The following is an 18,573-nucleotide window of genomic DNA, read 5'->3' on the forward strand; positions in this document are numbered from 1 at the left end:
CCAGTGAACGCCATCGATCCATCCTTATGGATCATTTCAATCCACGCTCCCGCACGGGGAGCGAGTTCGACATACTACTATTCTAGGGGGGCGAATATTTCAATCCACGCTCCCGCACGGGGAGCGACCATCCATTGCGGGTGGCTTTTTTTGTTTTCAAATATTTCAATCCACGCTCCCGCACGGGGAGCGACACCGAGTGCTGGATCGGGTGCCGAACTGGTAATGATTTCAATCCACGCTCCCGCACGGGGAGCGACCCAGTGCTGCTTTCATACAGATAAGCAATATCCTTCAATTTCAATCCACGCTCCCGCACGGGGAGCGACAGCGACAGCGAGCGATTTAAGCCCTTATATAACAAGTTTTGAAAGCGCTTTAGTGCGAATGACTTTTTTAGTTGCAAAAATAAATCAGAAATCCCCCTTAAATCCCTCCAAAGCCGCGCCCAGAGCCAGGTGCGAATCTCCCAGGGATTTTATGTGAGCTTGGGGTTCGCACCTATAAAATCAATGGGCCTTCCAAATTAAGTGATTCCTTGATACCGACATGCTCAATTTTATTTTTGTAGTTATTGCCCAACTGGTAGAAGCGCAGACTATCTTCTTTGGGGTCAATGAGTTGAACAAGCTTGTGCCGAAGATCTGCCCATTGGGCAGCATCAACCAGACATTCAAAAACAGAGTTTTGCACCCGCTGTCCATAATTTTGGCATAGTTTTGAAACCTTGCGAAGTCTAGATTGACCCGCTGCCGTCAAGGTACTTACATCATAAGTAATAATGACTAGCATACAACCCCTACTTCCACATAAATGGTGGATACTCGTCCAAGTCACCACGTAAATATCGGGCCAGAAGCAGCGCCTGTACATGCGGTACTAATCCCCATTGCATTGTTTCTCCAAGATAGGGATGGGTCATCTTTTCTTGCTTTTTACTCTGCCAAGCGACTAAAAACTTTTTTCTGGCTTTATCGGTCATTATGACCGCGCCGTTTTCTTTGGTTTTACCGATAACCCTAGCAAGAAACCGCCCATTCATGGTCAAAAAAGTGTTGAGCTATAGTTTTTCCAAAATATGTACACCCGCCGGAGCCGGTAAAATCGTCACATCATAATGGTCAAACGAACGCGAAAGGTTCACCTCCGGTTTAAGCTCCACTTTCACAAGCTGGAAGAGTTTGTGCGCCGGGGCGTTGCCAAGACGGCTTTCGTGCTCGAAGACGATTAGCTTTTGCGCAGCCATTTTCCCCCTGGAGGCCGAGCGATCGTGATCAAACATATTAATCAGTGCCGTCCACAGCAACTCTAGGTCTTCCTCACCGAAATTCGTTTGATTAGCCAGAGGAGCGGATATAAATCCTTCCATGCGGTACAATCCGTATGGCACAATGCTTTTGCGGCCCATCGTTCGCTCCTTCTCGGCATCCTTTTCATTGGTGACCGCCATGCGGGTAATCGTGACATCCATCGGGGCGATTGGCTCAATGCTTTTGGCAAAGCTGAACTGCACCGGTCCGCGCACCTGACCACAGTTGATTCCGGTCGTCATCACTGCGCCAAACGCCCGAATATCGTAATATTTGTCGCACATCCAGCGGGCGAGCGTCTGCTGATCCTCCCGTTTTTTGGCCGCCATTTTATCTGGCTTGTTTTCCTTTAATTCCATGTCCGGATGATGAAGAAACGCTTCTTTGTTCAAATTGTTCAGGACAACCGCTTCTTTCACATAGATCGCATAGGAGTCGGCATCCCCCTGCGCCAGCTCAATATAGTTGCGTACCTTCCGTTTGATTGCAACATCTGTCACAAGTCCGCAACCTGTTTCCGGATCAATGCGCGGTAGGTTGCCGGCATCCGGATCGCCGTTCGGATTTCCATTTTCCACATCAAACAGCAACACAAATTCATAACGCTTAGTAAGCGGTTTTTTTTCCATCGTCCTCATATCCCTTCTAAATTTCTAATTTGTATGTTATCGGGTAGAAAGGAGGCTGCGCGTCAACTCAAGCTCTACTCCGTCTTTTAGGACGTTTCATCCTTCGCCGCGTCGCCAATTTCATCCGTTTTATCCACACCTTTGGTAGAACTATAAAAGCTGGCCTGTTTTTGATAATAACCAATTGCAAACATGCCCTGCTCCTCTAGCGTCAAGCGGGAAGGAAGACTTTCCGGCAGCAGGTCGACCACATCGCGAATATTTTTGTTATTGCGACTGCCCCATTTCTCATCCTTGGAAATATGATGCTGAGCCAAATTAATCAGACGCGGTAATACAGTCGCCGGTGAAGCGGACGCCGCCCCCCAAAAACGATCGCGAATCGTTGCATTAATTCCTCTGCCTAGCGCATCTGTCTGCGCTTTTTCCAGACAAGCAAACAGCCTGCCTAAATTGTAAGCTACGTTGTTTGAATGTATATTTTCCGCCACGGTCAAATCCTCCTCCATTGTATTCTGGCCTTTGTTTCGATACACACGCAGCAAATAGGCTTTAATCATCGCCGCTCGGACACTGCCGATTTTGTACAGTCCTTTGCGCGGCTCATCCGCATCCGCCCGTATCCGGTTCATCAGTTGGACAAAAATTGATTTTGAATACGGCAACCCTTGTAATATGGAACGAAATAATTGGCCCTCCATGTTCGGCGGAATGTTGCTGGAGTCCCGGCCAACCGCCAGCTCGCGCAGTAATTGCCGCATTGTCGGCGTCCGCTCCAGTCCGACAATGGACAAATCCTTGTAATGCTGCCACACCTTTTCCCCGACTTCGCCAAGCGTCCCCCGATAAAAAAAGCGCACGGACAAACGGGCCGCATTTGGAGACAAGCCCAGCACGTAATAGGTCGTCTTCGGGTTTAAATCCGCAAACGTGTCGCGGAACTCCTGACCAGAACGAACTCTAGCGACTGCGCTTTTAACCCGTTCACGGATACTGTCGGGATCGGGCGGCTGCCCGCGGCCTACCTCATCTTCGCCGCTCGGCTCCTCCTGCATCAAACTGGCTACAAAAAGCTGCTCGTGATCAAGCTCGGAATGCGCCCAAAACACGACGGTCATATCGTTCATACGAACGTGATGCCTAGGAACGGCGAGCAGCTTATTCAACACATAGCCGTAAGCATCGGCCGCTTTTTTGGAAGTCGGGGCATTATAGGACTGCTCTTTACCGTAAGAAACGAATGATTCCTTGTTGAAAGATACAACCGCCGCTCCGGATGATTGAGCGCCGATTACATTTTTAATATTGGGGTGCAGTCGGGCAAGTTCGCCTGCTGGCACCTGCTCGCCGGACACCAGACAGGTTTGCAGCGGGTCCGTATCGTCCGCACCGCTTTCGTTACGGCGCAAATACCTCTCCCAGGCAGCTTGTACCGTCCGATTATCATGCAGAAACCGGCCGGAAGGCGCATATTTTAATATGCACAGGCCGCCGCCGGTCAGCTCGGTACGCGTTTCTTCTGGTATTCGCGAATGGAGCTGATCGGCAAGTTCCTCTTCCGTCCACTCGACAAACCGTAGTAAAGCCTCAAGTTCCGGCAGCGACTCCGCCTTGTCGACGGCGGCATAGCTTAGCACCTCTCGCCACAGTATCTGCAGTGCTTTCCGGCAGCCAGCCCGCATTCCCAGCGCACCGCCGAACAAATACTCCCCTTTGTCGCATAGAAAATACGGATAAATATTGCTGGAGCGTTTGTCCTGTTCCGGCACCTTGTGGCTTCGCTTGATTGTTTTCCCCTTTGGGTTCGTGTCGGAGGTAATATCCAAAACTTGCCCGTCGGTATCTAGATGAATTTCAAAAGATACTGCGGCCTCCGAATAACCGTCCTTCGGCACGCTGTCCCCGTCCTGCTCCAGCAGTTTGTAGTAATAAGCATGTAACGCCTGCAAAATCATAGGAATACCTCCTGCCGGGTCGGCAACTGGATGACACCATCCACCATTTGCGCCCGGAAGAAATAAGGGGTTACTGATACGACCTCGCCTTTGTTATTGAGCTGAAAATCCTGATCATACAGCATATAGCCCAGATCAATCGCTCCCGGATGCGGGCAGACCGTATTAGGCAACGCTTCCTCAATCAGCTCAAAGCTGACCGGAAACTCCCTCGTCCCGAAATACGGACGATGAAAGCATTGTCCCTGCCTCGCCCGCCGCAAAAAAATGTTGTAATGCTTCTCAGGGTTGTCTTCTTCCCCTTGACGGTCAGTCATCTCAAAATGTGCCTCTATAATATAGACGACATTTTTGAGCACCAGGGCAGCCCGTTGCTGCCGCTCCTTCGAATCAGAAGCATAAATCGCCGTTTTTTTGGCCGAAGCTTTGGACTCCACCTCGTTGCGCCGTATATTCTCAAATCGGATCGGCTGCAGCACATGAATTCGATCCACTGCCCAGCGAATCGCGGGCTTCCAATGAATTGCTTCCAAAATGCCTCTAGCCGCTGATGGCGTCATGACATCATAGCTGACCCGCTCCACTTTCATTTCAGGCCGTGTAAAACAGGCGTAATCTCCCCATACTTTGAGCTTGATTCCAAAACCCATTAGGGCAGCTCCTTTCTAAAAAATTCGAGTTTCATGTTCCTACAAATCGTCAAGCTGTAGTAAACCCAATTGTCTGTCATAGAAAGCAGAGCCTGTCAAACAAAGCACGCCTCGCTTACTTTCCAGCAACTCGGCATCAAGCATCGCCTGTAACTCATACTGATATACTTGAACAGAATAAACTTGTAGTTTGCGTAAGGCAGCCGCCGGATACTTGCTATGCATAAGTTCTGAAAGCGCCTCTTGTGCTTTCGGATCAAACGGAATGACGATGCTTATCATTTGACCGTCGATAAACTCGAACCGATTCGCAATTTCTTCGTAAGGAATTTCAAGGTTCGAATTTTTGGATTTTAGCAGATCCATAATGCCGCGAGCATCCGTTTTTTGGCGCATCGTATTGTCATTCAGACCATGGATGCGGTCGAAATAGTTGTTCATCGCCGATAACGACAGGCCATTTTCCTCGTAGCGCAGCACATGCTGCGCTTCCACCGCCGTTTCTTTCATCCAGCCTTTGGAGGGCATACCATGTCGTTCGGGATAATAAACGCGCAATTCACCCAGTTCTGGCTTGCCCTCGCGATTGCAGCGTCCAGCCGCTTGCGCGATCGAGTCCAGACCAGCCATCGCCCTTAAAACAAGCGGAAAATCAATGTCGACGCCTGCTTCAATTAACTGTGTCGAAACTACGCGGCAAGGCAATCCGCGAGGATCTTCCAGCCGCTCACGAATCTCTTTGATGACGCTTTGCCGATGTGCAGGATGCATACGCCCACTTAGATGGTACAGACCGTCCGCTTCGGACGCCTGTACCTTGAGCCGCTCAAACAACAGCTTGGCATGCTTGCGCGTGTTTACAATACATAAAACTTGCTGTGCCTCCAGCATCCAATCGACTACCGTCTCATCCAATACCGGTTCGTCGACCGAGCCGTAAGGGTTCATTTTGACCCGTTCAAATGCGTCCATCAGATCTTCTGGGGACGGCTCGTCCATAATTTCCTTCGCAGGAAAGCCCAGCTTGTCCCATGATGGCTGTGTGGCCGTACAGAGCACAACCGAGCAGTTATAATGATCAACTAGCTCTTGCAGCGCATACAAGCAAGGCGCCATATATCCCCTTGGCAAGCTTTGCGCCTCATCAATGACAATGACGGAGCCTGCAATCTGGTGCAGCTTCCGACATTTGCTGCGTTTATTTGAAAATAACGATTCAAAAAATTGAACCGACGTCGTTACAACAACAGGCGCATCCCAATTTTCCGCACTGAGCTTGAGCAGCCTTGCCTTTTCAGGATCGGTATTTTCCTCGTATTCCTCGAAATTAAAATTGCTGTGATGCTCCAAAATCGCATCGTCTCCCAGCGCTTTGCGGAACACATAGCCATTCTGCTCGATAATGCTCGTAAAAGGGATGACATAAATGATGCGCCGCAACTTATGCTCCACCGCATGTTCCAGCGCAAAGGCCATAGAAGAAAGCGTCTTGCCGCCGCCCGTCGGAACCGACAATGTAAACAACTGCCGCTTCTCCTGTCGCGCTCGCCGTCTACATGTCTGCTGAATTCGTCTGCGCTGGTTGTTAATGCCGCCCTGCTTTTTCTTCTCGAGAAGGTGCAAGTAGTGGTTCAAGCGGGTCAACAATTCCGCCATCGACGGCTGATGACGTTTTTTAACCAGAAGACGGTCTGCTTCGCTTGTAAAATTGCGTGTATCAATTGAGTCAGCATCCACCAAACAAGAATAGAGCATGCGGCCTAGAAAGCTATATTTCCAGGCAAGCAGCGCCTTCTGCTCGGACAGCAGTTCCTGGTATAACGAAGGCGGTAATGATATTTTAGCCGCAGGAACCGCAATTTCTTCCCATGCCGACAGCCAAGGCGGAATTTCTTCGCTGCTTTTGGACAGCCGCTTCATAAACGAGCCATCCTCATCCCGAGTACCGTAATTTTGGAGTCCGCCATGATGACCCGCCACCGCCATTGCAACCAGCTGCGCCAAATACTTGGCCGCTCCGATCGTTCCGATATACTTGTGGTACGAACGTTTGTCCATGATCCACTGCATGCCGGCGGTGGAGTGGTCTACGCGTACGTTACGTCCTCGCACCCTTTGCTGAAATAGCTCGGAATATTTCCCAATGTCATGGAACAGCCCTGCAAGATAAGCCAACTCCCCGGAGCCAAAAGCATCCGCATTTTCCCTGCATAGCTTGGCAACTTCTTCCAAATGTTCCTTTAACAGTTGAAAACATCCGTCATCCCGGCTGTGTGCATAAAATAACAATCCGTCCCCTCCTGTCGAATCCAAACAATTCTCGCACCTCATCATATCTATGGACCTATATTTCTAATCAAGAAGACTATTCCCTCGCTGTTTTTATCTTTAGCTATAGATGAACCTGGGTCATCCACAGTTACGCTGCAGCGGCCTATTACCTTAACTGAGCCTTGAAATCTAACCGAATTCTCTATCTCCAAGGCGTTCTCAGCCTTACGGGATTTTACTGAACACAATCGAAAGGAAGACCTTCAACTTGTGACTTTGCACTCACCTTGGAAGGATGAAAGAGACGGAACAACAGACGCCCACCCGCTGTTGCATGATCTACAGATCCCCGGACCGGCGGATTTTCAACCCTGTAATATGACTAATCTGCATCTTGCTGCCGATCAGCTCGGCTAAAGTCTGCACTCCAATCAGATGTTCTGACACGGTTTGAATTTCTTTGTCGCTTTCTCGAATATGGGCTATAAAGACCATTTACGCCCTCCTTGTAAAAATATTGTTGCACATTTAAAAACCTTTTTTAGTATTAAAGAATCAGGTAATTGATGCCAAATAGTCCGATAGACCTCTTATTTCAACATTTTTCTTCCAATTCCTTTTCATTCAAGGAAAATTATAGATCTTTTTGTCAAAACGTTGTTTACTGGATGTGATAGGAGCATAGGTGATTAATCAGAAGGGAACTAAAAGAATTGGAAAAGCGGTGATCGACCACGCCCCCAATAGTTTTTCAGCACTAAGAACCCCACCGTTATGGATGAGGTTCTTTTGAGGAGATTCATAGTCTGAATAGCAACGAATTCATACTTTTAAAGTCGTACCTATCTAAATCACTTACTTCAATTTATGCCCCCGCACGGGGAGCGACATAGCCGATGCCGGGATGTGGGATGGTGATCCAATTTCAATCCACGCTTCCGCACGGGGAGCGACGTCCGAGTACGTGCATGCTCATTTCAAGCTGTACAATTTCAATCCACGCTCCCGCACGGGGAGCGACGCCCGGCACCGATGGGCCGTATAGCTCCTCCACTGATTTCAATCCCACGCTCCCGCACGGGGAGCGACCGTCTCAACAACCGGCATCACAATCTGTTCCTTAGTTATTTCAATCCACGCTCCCGCACGGGAAGCGACACTACAAGCAGCTCACGCTCACCTTCAACCCGTGATTTCAATCCACGCTCCCGCACGGGGAGCGACCTAGGCTGTCGCCTCCTGCGCCTGGCAATGGGGCTGTATTTCAATCCACGCTCCCGCACGGGGAGCGACCCGGACGGAGGAACCGACATTGTCAGCGTTGGAACATTTCAATCCACGCTCCCGCACGGGGAGCGACGGCGGGCGTTTTTAGCCCTTATACAGCAAGGTATTGGAAGCGCTTTAGTGCGAATGATTTTTTAGCTACAAAAATGACTCGAAATTCGCCCTCATATCCCTCGGAACCCGCGCCCAGAGCCAGGTGCGAACCTCCCAGGCATTTCATGTGAGCTTGGGGTTCGCACTAATTGTAAATGCTCCCTCAAGCAGCTGTCTAGATCTCTCTCCTAGCTCTGCCCCTTCCCCACAACACAAAAAACCGGCCGCCCCAAGGCGACCGGCTGATCTCGCTCCCGCACGGGGAACCGACTCCCCGTACGCTGCTTAGCTCGAATAACTGCTATACTTCTTCTTGTAATGCCCGTGCCCTTGATGCGGGCGGCCGTGGCGATGCTTGTAATCGCTGCTGCTGTATTTCCGTGGTCCGTGCCCGTAGTGGTTGCCATGATGGCCTTTGCTGCCCATTGCCGAGGACAATAACCGTTTGATGATTTGTTTGATCATATCATTAACCTCCTAAATAGTAAGGTTGGCGAAACATTGCGGACATCCATGCGTATGCTTCCGTACTTAGATGCTAATACGATTGACCGGCCACCAAGTTTCTGAAAATTTGCTCATAATCCTTTTTTAGGCCCCGGAGGTACGTTATGTGGACTGGCATCGTTAACAAATATAAAGACTTCATCTTAACCTGGCGAGACTTTCCCCTTGCCGACGGCAGCGTTTGGCTGGGCCGGTACCGGATTGAACAATTTCTGGGGCGCGGAAGCTACGGCCAAGCTTACGCCTGTACCGACACAACAACCGGCGAACGAGTCCTGCTGAAGCGCAGCCTGCCGAGCAAAAAGAATATCAGCGCAGAGCTGCTGGAACGGGAAAGCAATATACTGCGGCAATTAAACCATCCGCAAATTCCAAAGTGGCTCCGCTACGAACAAAAAGGCCGCCGCACCGCGCTTGTCATGGAGCTTATCGATGGGGACAATTTAGAGCATGAATTAATCGATCAGCAAAAAACCTTCACGTTAAAACAAGCTCTAAACGTTCTCAAAGACCTGCTCCACCCGCTTGCACACTTGCATCAGGCAGGTTATGTGCATCGGGACGTGCGCATTCCAAACGTAATCGACAAGGACGGATGCCTGTATCTGATCGATTACGGACTCGCCTGCCGGATCGGCGAAGTTCTGCCCGAACACCTGAGAATCGCTTTAAAGGAATATCACCCTTTCGAAGACAGGAATTCACCGGCGGGAAGCGGCTGGTCCAACGACAAACGCAGAATGAGACGGCCCGATCCGTCCAGCGACTTGTACGGTCTGGGACATTTTTTCCTGTTCATGATATACGCCGAATATGAGTATGAGAGAGAACAGGAAGAGCTGGACTGGGAAGATGAGCTTGACCTTCCACTCGAAGTGAAACGGTTCATTAAACGACTTCTGCAGAAAAATGAACCCGGCTTCCGCTCGGCGGACGAATGCCTAACGGCTCTGGAGCAGCTCATCGCCTCTTTGCCGAATTAACCGAAGCGGCCTCCATCAAAACAAACGGTCAGCTGCCGGCATCTCCTGATGATTTGACGAAATACGTTGGCGGGGCCGGGCGCTGCCGTTTTACTTGCGCCCCAGACACGCCGTCACCTCCCTTTTTCCGCTCACATATATTGCTCCAGCAGAGCAAATCGCCGAAACGGCCATCTCCTCTGCTTAGCAAACGGTGCATCGCGCGTGAGGAGGAAGGCAAGTTGCGGATCGGAATGGCCTTATCCGGAGGCGGCGTTCGGAGTGCGGCTCAGCTTGGCATCGCCCAGGTATTGCTGGAGCACGGAATTCAGCCGGATATTTATGTGGGTACAAGCGGCGGAGCGATTGTCGCCGCTCTTTTAGCTGTTGGATATACCCCTCAGAACGCTCTCGATGTTTACAAAAAAACTTCAAGCGTGCAGGACCTCGCTTATTGGGAAATACTCCGCTCTGTTTTTACGCCGGAAAAAATACAAGGCCTTTATAAAGGGCAGAAGCTGGAAACCCAGCTGGAAAGCGCGTTAGGCCTCTATTCTGCCAAGTCCACGCTGGCTTTTGTGGCCACCAACGTGATTAACGGCACGCAGGTCATTTTCACCAACGAGCCCTCCATTGACCCGGCAAAAATCAATGACGACCACATTGAAGTTCTGCCATTAACGACAGGCAAGCTGAGCGAGCTGGTGGCGGCCTCCTGCCGGATGCCGGGCATTTTCATCCCTAAAAAGCTGGGCGGCCGGGTGTTAGTGGACGGAGGCGTCGTCAACAATCTTCCTTCTGACTTGGCATGGGCGGCGGGAGCCGAAAAAGTCATTTCATGCGATCTGGGTTACGCGGGCGAGGTCGTCCAGGTCGGCGGCGCATTTTCGATCCTCAAACATAGCCTGGATATCGTGTCGGAACGCAATGTTGACCGTAACGTAGCTGATTTCGGAATTTATTTAAATCCTGCTATCTTTGATGTGACGGTACTTGAGGTGCGCAGGGCGGATGAATGCTTCCAGAGAGGCTACGAATACGGACTGAAAAATATAGACCATGTGCTGGACTATATATCCGAAGGATGATCGTAAAAGCAAGAGCCGCCCCCCGTACAGGAGAGGCGGCTCATTTCATTTTTCCAGCTAGACTCTATCCCGCAGCAAGCTCCGCCACAATCTGTTTTCTGCGCTCATCGCGCTGTTCCGGCGTGAGCATCGGGCAGGTGTAACATTTTTCGCCGTTCTGGCGCTGATCGTATAAACAGCAGGAGGACTGCATCAGCAGCTTGTCGCCGCCGGTTTCATAGGGATTGTCGCAGTAACGCGGCTTGTACACAAACGGATTGCGGCGAACCCCGAAAATGTCCGGCGCCAGCCCGGTCAAAACATCAAAGCCCAGCTCGAAGCGGGCTTTAATGAGTTCCGGCAGCGGCACTGTCCCCAGATATTCTCTCATATACTCCAGCATCCCGCCGTATTGCTGCCATATTGCAGCAGGTTTAATCGAAGCGGCGTCCGCGACTGCCTCCACGGCAGGGCCGAGAAAGCTTTGTACATAAGCGCTGAAATACTCGCTTAGCCATTCCTTCGCTGACTCCGCCGGCACGGCCGTCGGGCGCAGCTCCTTAATGCGGAAGCCCAGATGCGCGTGATCGTCATGCAGCTCCACCTGGAAGAGAAGGTTGTCCGCGCCAAGATCCGCAACGCTTTCGTACATCGCATACAGATACGCCTGCGTGAGCAGCAGCTTGCCGAGCGTTGTACCGACAAAAGAGGCCGGCAGCGTACGGCTTGTCGCCTGAACGGTAGCACCGCCCATATCCAGCGCCCCGCCAAGCAGCTCCGGGTTCAAAAAGTGCTCCGCCTCCATTTCGAAGGCCGGCTCTTCCACTCCCTCGGGTGAAATATGATTAAACGTCTTAATTAGGCCGAAATCAAAGCTTGAAGCATCAGCCATGTTGTTCACCTCGTCAACGGTTAAAATAAGTCCTTCTCACCACCAAGCTTATCACACCTGGCATAGCCCGGGAATCTGCCGCTCGGTTTAATCATATAGATTTAAGAACATGAAACGCCTGATTGCTGGCAATCCCGCACAATGAGCCCAACGCGGATCCGCGATCGGCAAGGAGGAACCCGCATGACACATGTATACCGCTCAAGCAAGGAAACAGAGCGTCTGAACTTTGTTCTCATTCATGGCTCCTGGGCGGACGCGAGCTACTGGCAGGAGACGTCAGCAGAGCTGCAAAGAATGGGCCATACCGTGTATGTCCCTGAATACCCGGGTCATGGAGGGGACAACAATCCGAACGTGACACAAGCCCAAATTACACAGGCCGTCGCGGACTACATCACATCCCGGAATTTGAAGGACATTATTTTAGTGGGACACAGCTTCGGCGGCACAATCGTCCAAACGACGTCTCAGCTGATTCCCGACCGTGTGAAAAGAAATGTGTTCATGAACGCTTTTGTGCTGCAGGACGGCCAAACTCTCGCCGATCAGCTCCCGCCGCCTACTGTGGAAGCGTTCAAACAGCTGACTCAAGCGTCCGGAAACAACACGATTATGCTGCCTTACGGGCTGTTCCGGGAGACGTTTGCCAATCTTGCCGACGGTCCGCTCGCCCAATACTTATACAGCCGCATGCTCCCGGAACCGGCCGGACCTTTATTTGAAAAGCTGAATCTAAGCCGCTTCTACTCCCTGCCCATTCCGAGAAGTTATCTGTATTTGACGACGGACGGCGTGCTCCCGCAAGGGGAGGGGTACGGCTGGCATCCCCATATGTCCTTGCGGCTTGGCGTATTTCGGCTTATTAAAGCGCCAGGCGACCATATGTCCACCGTTAAAACGAATCCCGGTCTGATCGCCCGCAAGCTGGTGGAGGCGGCAAGAGATTAATGCTGGCTGCTGTTCGAACATCCTTTTCCAAAAAATACAGCCCCTTGCCATGATGGCAGGGGGCTGTATTTGTCATACACATGCAGTCAGCTTAATGCTCGCCTTGAAGCTTTACCGTCGCATTGTCTTCCTTTTTGGCTGCGATCGTTTGATTGCTTGTGCGCAGCGGAATTTCTTTCAGGAAAAACACTAGCAGCAGGGAAATGCACAGTACAAGAGTGCCGACAAGGAAAACGAGCGACAGCGTTTGGCCGAGCGCGTGGCGGATCCCATCCAGCATCGCGGCGAACAGCGCCTTCGCTTCTTCCGGCAGAGCCTGCTCGGTTTGTTTGATCAGCGGCTGATTCATCAGATTCGTCGGATTGGCAAATGCAATGAGCTGATCCCTCAGCGTCGGATCAAGCTTGCTGAGGTCTGGCGCGCTTGGCGAAGTCATCGCTTCCTTCAGATGACGCTCCAGATTGTTGGACATAACCGTGCCCATTACGGCAATGCCGATTGTGCCGCCAAGGTTACGGAACAGCTGGGACGACGCTGTCGCGACGCCAAGCTCCGTATGAGACACGGCATTTTGCGTTGCCAGCGAAAATACCGGCATGCCCATGCCGATTCCGATGCCGAAAATCCCCATGCTAAGTGCGGCCATCCATACATTATCCATAAAAATCATAATGGCCATGCCAATAATCATGATCGGAACCCCGATCAGCGCATAACGTTTGTACTTGCCTGATTTGGATATTCTTTGACCAACAAAAGCACTCGTAATGACCATAAAGACCGACATCGGCATGGTGACATAACCTGCATACGTAGCCGATACGCCCTGAACGCCCTGAACGTAAAAGCTCAGGTAAATCATCGCGCCCATCATGCCGAAGTTCATCAGAAAACCGATTGTATTGGATACGGTAACGATACGGTTTTTGAACAGATGCAGCGGCAATATCGGGTTGCGTGCGTAACGCTCCACCAGCACGAAAATTATTGCGGACAAGATCCCTCCGCCAAGCAGACTTAAAATTTGCCACGAGCCCCACGCGTAGGTGGTGCCGGCCCAGGAGAAGGCTAGCAGCAGCGGAACAATCGTCGTTGTAATGAACAGCGAGCCGAAATAGTCCACCTGCTCGCCCTGTTTGCGCTCCATTTTCGGGAACAGAAGCAGAATCATGAAAAACGCGACTACGCCAAGCGGCAGGAAGATCCAGAACAGCCAGTGCCAATCCATGTGATCGACCAAATATCCGCCAAGCGTCGGGCCAAGCACGCTGGAGAAGCCGAATACGGCCGTCATCAGGCCCATCCATTTGGAACGCTCGCGCGGCGGGAACAAATCACCGACAGCCATAAAAGCGGTGGACTGAATAATACCCGCTCCGATACCTTGAATACCGCGATAAATAATAAATTGATAAACATCCGTTGAAGTACCGGTCAGGAAAGCGCCGATAATAAACAATAAAATACCGATCAGCAAAAACGGCTTACGCCCAAACATATCCGACAGCTTGCCGACCAAAATGGTGGCGATCGTAGACGTCAGCAAATAAATGTTGATCGTCCAGGTGTAATATTCCATGCCGTCCAGAATCGCAATAATTCTCGGCATCGCCGTACTCGTAATCATCTGGTTAATAGCTGCAAAGAACATCGCCGCCATGACGGCAATCATAATCGATACTTTGCGTTTATGTGTTAAATGCTCCATCCCTATTCTCACTCCTTGTTTCTAAACAATTCCATGAAGATTGCAGGATTCATTAATTAATCTCGCTTGCCGCCAGCTTCTCCATCAGATTCGTTATGGTGCCCATTTCCTCGGGACTCAGCCGCGATAATAAACCGCCCATCTGCTTTTCCCGATGCCGCCTGAACTCCTTCATCACATGCTCGCCCACCTCGGTAATTTCCACGAAGATAGCCCGCCGGTCCACCGTGTCATGCCTCCGTCTCACGTAACCGCTCTTTTCCAAACGGTCCATCATGACGGTGACAGCGCTCGGCTTCACATCCATCTTCTCCGCGATCAAAGCCAGCTTGCAGGGGCCGTGAAGCTTAACGAAATGCAAAACGAACAATTGTGTCCTCGTCATGCCGCATTCCTTTAACACATCCTGCATGGATAACTCCAGGCTTTGAATCAACGCTTGAACAGCGGCATGAAATCGTTGCGCCTCCGCTGCCATTGCGCACCCCCTTAATATTAAACCAATGATATATTTATACTACTTTAACTATTTTGATGTCAACTGATTTGGAAATAGGGCTCGCCCATTATTATGTCCAAAAATGGTCGCCGCTGGAGATGTAAAAATTGCGATCGCCGGCAGCGCTAAAAAACAGCAAAAAACCGTCCCGCATCTGCGGAACGGCTTGAAGCGCCGACAAGCGGCAGCGATGTGATGTAATTTGTTAGACGCCCATGCGTCTGCGCTGATTGTTCGGCTTTTTGTTCAGCTGGCTGCGCAGTTCCTTGGCTCCGCCTTGAGCGCCGCCTTGTCCTTGCTTGCCAACCGCTTGAGCCTGCTTCTTCTGCTGAAGCTTCAGCTTTGCCGCCTCGGCGAGCGACATCTTCTTCGGCTGTTCGGCTTCCTGCGCCTCGTTCTCAGCCTGTACGGCAGACGCTTCCGCCTCTACGGCTTCGTTACGTTCTGTCATAGTTATCCCTCCATACTTAACCGATTGTTGAATCTCAATCTAGTTGTAGTTTAGCTTATTTTGTCCCTTTTCGCCATGCGCAAAACAGTTATAGTCATTGCGGCGCTCCGAGATCCCTTTTCAGCCTCTGCGATTTAAGCCTGGACTTTAGCCAGCTCGGTCTGCAGCTCATCGTGAATATGACCGTTGGTGGCAATCACGCTGCGCACGCCCAAATGATAAGGCGTACCGTCCTGATCGCCGATGCGTCCGCCCGATTCCTGGACGAGAATCGATCCTGCGGCCAGATCCCAGCTGTTAGGGCCGCTCTCCCAGTAGCCGCTGAGCCGGCCTGCCGCCACGTAAGCAAGGTTAAGCGCCGCGGAGCCGCCTGCGCGGATGTTGCGCACCTTCGGCGCAAGATGCTGCAGCTGCGCCATATTGTGCGGCAGCGTAGTCATTTGATCCGCCGGAAAACCAGTTGCGACGAGGCTTGTGTTCAGCGTCGTTTCACCCGATACGCTCATGCGGCGGCCGCGCACATAGGCGCCTTTTCCTTTTTCAGCGATGAAAAGCTCATCCTTGAACGGATCGTACACGACGCCCAATATGACCTCTCCGTGGTGGGCCAGAGCGATGGACACCGCAAAAAACGGATAGGAATGAACAAAGTTTGTCGTGCCGTCAATCGGATCGACGATCCACAAGTATTCCGCGTCGCGCACATCCGCCAAAGCTTTGGCCGAAGCCTCCGCTCCCGGCTCTACTCCTTCTTCCCCAAGGAAGGAATGTGTCGGAAAGTTCATTCGGATTAAGCTGCGAATCAGCTTTTCCGAGCCTTTGTCCACCTCAGTCACCAGATCGGACGAGGACATTTTTTGGCTCAGCGTCCCGTGTGAGCCCATCTTGGACATAATCCATTCCCCAGCCTTCGCCGCACAGTTGATCGCAACGGCGGCGAAGCTTTTACTGCCTACTATCTGCTCATTCATCCTGTTCCCTCTTTCCCCTATCTGTGTGGAAGCCTTTCCATAATGCCCATGCAAAATGCGGATGCCTTCCAATACGGGCGGCATTCGCATGTTGTTTCCTATTTTTTTGCCTATAACTGAGACGTCCCTTGCCAGATCAGCCGGACCGCCAGCACAAGCAGCGTAATCCGCAGCAGCCATAAAATCGCCGAGCCGCTCATTCTGCCTGCTATCCAGGCCCCGGCCTTGCCGCCCAGCCATGCGCCCGGCGCAAGCGCCAGCACGAGCAGCCAATCGATCTCGCCCATCGCTCCGTGCACAACACTACCGCTAATCGACGATAGAAAAATAACAAACATCGAGGTGGCGGTTGCCACATGCGGCGGGAAGCGGAACAGCAGCACCATGACCGGAACAAAAAGCGATCCGCCGCCGATGCCGAACAAGCCCGATACGAGGCCGACCAGCAGCCCGATGCCCAGCAGCAGCGGCAGGCTGTATCCATATTCGTGGACGGCGCCCGCTCCGTCCGTCAGCGTGCGGGTAATCGGCCAGCTGCGCTGAGCCGGCTTGATGCGGTCGCGCATAATGAGCAGCAGAGCCATCAGCAGCATAAAAATGCCAAAGCTCAGCTGAAATGCGCCCCCGTGAAAAGCCGACGTCAGCGCCGAGCCGAGCATCGCGCCGGGGCCGCTCGTAATGAACAGCAGCCATGCGCTGCGGAAATCCACTTTGCGCTGTTTGGCGTAGGTCATCGAAGATGCCAGCGCCGTTACGATCAGCACGGCAAGCGAGGTGCCAACGGCTGTCGCTTCCGGGATTGGAGCTCCGGTCAGCTGCACCCCGAGCAGCAGCAGCACCGGCACGATAATGATGCCTCCGCCTAACCCGACGATGCTGCCGAACACGGACGCTACGACACCCGTCAGCAAAATCAGTACCCATTCCAGCATGTATTCGTTATCTCCATTTCCGGCGATGTAGAGGCTGCACTAACGCACGGTGAAAAATACCGGCCGCTCTGCTGCTCGTTCCACCGCTCTCCTTGCTCCCTACCGCTGCAGCTCTATGGTCGAGCCGTCCACGATGCGGATGTTTTCTCCGGCATCGGCCAGACGGCGCATCTCGTCCATAAGCGTTGTAAGCGCCTGATCCTTAGCCTTCGCTTCCAGCATGCAGTCGAGATTAGGCACGGAATCCTTGACTCCGCGCAGAAACTCCAGCAGCTGTCCCGGCTCCACATGGTCTGCATGGCCGCGCGGGTCGCTGAGACTTTTCGGACTGGAAACATGAATTTTCGGCGGCAGGCCGTCCGGCCCACCGTCTAGCCCGAGCCGATCCTGCTCCTTCATCCACGTCTGTACGATACGGGGCCACAGCTCCCCGTGCAGCGACTCCGGCGTCTCTCCTCCGGCATTGACCCAGTGATGGTGAATGTCCAGCACGACCGGATTGCCTGTCCTCTCGGCAATATCGAGCGTTTCCCGCACATTGAACGTTTTGTCGTCGTTTTCCAGCGTTACCCGGTTGCGCAGCCGGGCATCCAGCGCTTCGAATTGGCGGATGAACCGCTCGCCGGAGGTTGGCTTGTCTCCGTACGCGCCGCCAACGTGGATATTGCATTTATACCGTTCATCCAGCCCCATTGCCTCCAGCATGCGCAAATGATGCTCCAGATCCTCCTCCGATTTGGCCAGCACCTCCGGTCTCGGCGTGCTGAATACGCAGAAATGATCCGGGTGGAAGCTCACCCTCATGCCGTGCTTCCGCACGAACTCCCCGATTTCCGCAAACGATGCGGCGAGCGCGGGATAAGGGTTCCAATCCTTGAGCGCCTCATGCGTGGCAAGCGGAATAAGCTTGGACGAGAAGCGGTACATATGAATATCGGAGTAACGGTTGTTTTTGAGAATGCGCAGCGTGTTCTGCAAATTGTCCTCGGCAATCCGCTCCAGCCTGGCCAGTCCCGCTTCCCGGTCGTCCAGCTTCGCGAAGTTTGTATAGGTCATCGTGCGCGAAGGAGAAGCGTTCTCCAGCAGCAGGCTCATCGCGACAAAGCCGAAACGGACAATCATCCCCGCTCACCAAAAAACATCTCATGGGCGAGCGCCGTTTGCACACGCGCCTCCTCTTCGGTCAGCTTGCGCACCAATTCCATTTCTACCTGGGTTACTTCATCTCCCTGGAAATTGATCTCGGCGATGGAAGCGAGGATGCGCACGATGGCGATGGCCTCGTTGTTCGGCGTATAAGCGATGACCTTTTGTCCCGTCGGGAATACGCGGAAGCCGCTTTTGACCATTTTTCCCTTGCCGTATTCCAGCAGCTCGTACAGCTCCTGCGCGGATTTGAATTTGCAGACGGAATTGAACTCTGTCGCGAAGCCCATGG

19 protein-coding genes, 1 pseudogene and 1 CRISPR repeat array are annotated in these 18,573 nt (G+C 52.2%); of the genes and pseudogenes, 3 read left to right on the forward strand and 17 right to left on the reverse strand.

Annotation, left to right across the window (positions count from 1 at the left end; all coding sequences use genetic code 11):
• The first annotated feature begins 33 nt into the window (after window positions 1–33).
• Window positions 34–329: a CRISPR direct-repeat array (repeat unit 32 nt; unit sequence ATTTCAATCCACGCTCCCGCACGGGGAGCGAC).
• A 172-nt stretch (window positions 330–501) separates the two neighbouring features.
• The 9 genes and pseudogenes from cas2 to M3223_RS13685 all read right to left on the reverse strand — a co-directional run bounded on the left by cas2 (window position 502) and on the right by M3223_RS13685 (window position 8,660).
• Window positions 502–792 carry a CRISPR-associated endonuclease Cas2 gene (gene cas2 / locus M3223_RS13645; protein ID WP_251562334.1) on the reverse strand — a complete coding sequence of 97 codons (291 nt, stop codon included), beginning with the start codon at window positions 790–792 and terminating at the stop codon, window positions 502–504.
• A 7-nt stretch (window positions 793–799) separates the two neighbouring features.
• Window positions 800–1,003, reverse strand: a pseudogene (locus tag M3223_RS13650) (subtype I-C CRISPR-associated endonuclease Cas1); the annotation flags it as partial.
• Window positions 1,004–1,060: 57 nt separating this feature from the next.
• On the reverse strand, window positions 1,061–1,939 hold the full coding sequence (cas7c, locus tag M3223_RS13655) for a type I-C CRISPR-associated protein Cas7/Csd2 (protein WP_251562336.1): 879 nt from the start codon (window positions 1,937–1,939) through the stop codon (window positions 1,061–1,063).
• Between the two features lie 86 nt (window positions 1,940–2,025).
• Window positions 2,026–3,894 (reverse strand): type I-C CRISPR-associated protein Cas8c/Csd1, encoded by a 1,869-nt coding sequence (gene cas8c / locus M3223_RS13660; protein WP_251562338.1) that lies wholly within the window; start codon window positions 3,892–3,894, stop codon window positions 2,026–2,028.
• Window positions 3,891–4,544, reverse strand: coding sequence for a type I-C CRISPR-associated protein Cas5c (cas5c, locus tag M3223_RS13665; RefSeq protein ID WP_251562340.1), 654 nt, complete (start codon window positions 4,542–4,544; stop codon window positions 3,891–3,893). The genes cas8c and cas5c overlap by 4 nt, the downstream gene beginning before the upstream one ends.
• Before the next feature lie 39 nt (window positions 4,545–4,583).
• Window positions 4,584–6,833: a CRISPR-associated helicase Cas3' gene (gene cas3, locus M3223_RS13670; protein WP_251562343.1), complete on the reverse strand. Its 2,250-nt coding sequence runs from the start codon at window positions 6,831–6,833 to the stop codon at window positions 4,584–4,586.
• 321 nt (window positions 6,834–7,154) lie between these two features.
• Window positions 7,155–7,310 carry a hypothetical protein gene (locus M3223_RS13675; RefSeq protein ID WP_251562345.1) on the reverse strand — a complete coding sequence of 52 codons (156 nt, stop codon included), beginning with the start codon at window positions 7,308–7,310 and terminating at the stop codon, window positions 7,155–7,157.
• A gap of 430 nt (window positions 7,311–7,740) precedes the next feature.
• The gene (locus M3223_RS13680; protein ID WP_251562347.1) at window positions 7,741–7,878 is read right to left on the reverse strand and encodes a hypothetical protein; all 138 of its coding nucleotides are present in this window, start codon (window positions 7,876–7,878) and stop codon (window positions 7,741–7,743) included.
• A 602-nt stretch (window positions 7,879–8,480) separates the two neighbouring features.
• Entirely contained in the window at window positions 8,481–8,660 is a 180-nt protein-coding gene (locus tag M3223_RS13685; RefSeq protein ID WP_251562349.1) for a hypothetical protein, read from the reverse strand.
• A gap of 146 nt (window positions 8,661–8,806) precedes the next feature.
• Between M3223_RS13685 and M3223_RS13690 the strand changes: the two genes are divergently transcribed.
• Together M3223_RS13690 and M3223_RS13695 are read left to right on the forward strand one after the other, a co-directional pair.
• The gene (locus tag M3223_RS13690) at window positions 8,807–9,685 is read left to right on the forward strand and encodes a serine/threonine protein kinase (RefSeq protein ID WP_251562351.1); all 879 of its coding nucleotides are present in this window, start codon (window positions 8,807–8,809) and stop codon (window positions 9,683–9,685) included.
• Between the two features lie 221 nt (window positions 9,686–9,906).
• Window positions 9,907–10,752, forward strand: a complete 846-nt coding sequence (locus M3223_RS13695) for a patatin-like phospholipase family protein (RefSeq protein ID WP_251562353.1) — start codon at window positions 9,907–9,909, stop codon at window positions 10,750–10,752.
• A gap of 64 nt (window positions 10,753–10,816) precedes the next feature.
• Here M3223_RS13695 and M3223_RS13700 read toward each other — a convergent pair whose 3' ends face one another.
• Window positions 10,817–11,623 (reverse strand): (2Fe-2S)-binding protein, encoded by an 807-nt coding sequence (locus M3223_RS13700; RefSeq protein ID WP_251562355.1) that lies wholly within the window; start codon window positions 11,621–11,623, stop codon window positions 10,817–10,819.
• A gap of 183 nt (window positions 11,624–11,806) precedes the next feature.
• Between M3223_RS13700 and M3223_RS13705 the strand changes: the two genes are divergently transcribed.
• Window positions 11,807–12,574: an alpha/beta fold hydrolase gene (locus M3223_RS13705; RefSeq protein ID WP_251562356.1), complete on the forward strand. Its 768-nt coding sequence runs from the start codon at window positions 11,807–11,809 to the stop codon at window positions 12,572–12,574.
• 91 nt (window positions 12,575–12,665) lie between these two features.
• Here the strand turns inward: M3223_RS13705 and M3223_RS13710 are convergent, their stop codons facing one another.
• The 7 genes from M3223_RS13710 to M3223_RS13740 form a co-directional block, all read right to left on the reverse strand.
• The gene (locus M3223_RS13710) at window positions 12,666–14,282 is read right to left on the reverse strand and encodes an MFS transporter (protein ID WP_251562359.1); all 1,617 of its coding nucleotides are present in this window, start codon (window positions 14,280–14,282) and stop codon (window positions 12,666–12,668) included.
• A gap of 52 nt (window positions 14,283–14,334) precedes the next feature.
• The gene (locus M3223_RS13715; protein WP_251562362.1) at window positions 14,335–14,760 is read right to left on the reverse strand and encodes a MarR family winged helix-turn-helix transcriptional regulator; all 426 of its coding nucleotides are present in this window, start codon (window positions 14,758–14,760) and stop codon (window positions 14,335–14,337) included.
• 226 nt (window positions 14,761–14,986) lie between these two features.
• A complete protein-coding gene (locus M3223_RS13720) occupies window positions 14,987–15,232 on the reverse strand; it encodes a hypothetical protein (protein ID WP_251563027.1) in 246 nt (81 codons plus the stop codon).
• Window positions 15,233–15,366: 134 nt separating this feature from the next.
• Entirely contained in the window at window positions 15,367–16,203 is an 837-nt protein-coding gene (locus tag M3223_RS13725) for an inositol monophosphatase family protein (protein ID WP_251562364.1), read from the reverse strand.
• 110 nt (window positions 16,204–16,313) lie between these two features.
• Window positions 16,314–17,135 carry a sulfite exporter TauE/SafE family protein gene (locus tag M3223_RS13730; protein WP_251562366.1) on the reverse strand — a complete coding sequence of 274 codons (822 nt, stop codon included), beginning with the start codon at window positions 17,133–17,135 and terminating at the stop codon, window positions 16,314–16,316.
• 99 nt (window positions 17,136–17,234) lie between these two features.
• Window positions 17,235–18,257: a UV DNA damage repair endonuclease UvsE gene (gene uvsE / locus M3223_RS13735; RefSeq protein ID WP_251562368.1), complete on the reverse strand. Its 1,023-nt coding sequence runs from the start codon at window positions 18,255–18,257 to the stop codon at window positions 17,235–17,237.
• The gene (locus tag M3223_RS13740; RefSeq protein WP_251562370.1) at window positions 18,254–18,571 is read right to left on the reverse strand and encodes a hypothetical protein; all 318 of its coding nucleotides are present in this window, start codon (window positions 18,569–18,571) and stop codon (window positions 18,254–18,256) included. The genes uvsE and M3223_RS13740 overlap by 4 nt, the downstream gene beginning before the upstream one ends.
• Window positions 18,572–18,573: the final 2 nt, after the last annotated feature.

The organism is Paenibacillus pasadenensis, from assembly GCF_023715725.1.
Classification (GTDB): domain Bacteria; phylum Bacillota; class Bacilli; order Paenibacillales; family Paenibacillaceae; genus Paenibacillus_O; species Paenibacillus_O pasadenensis_A.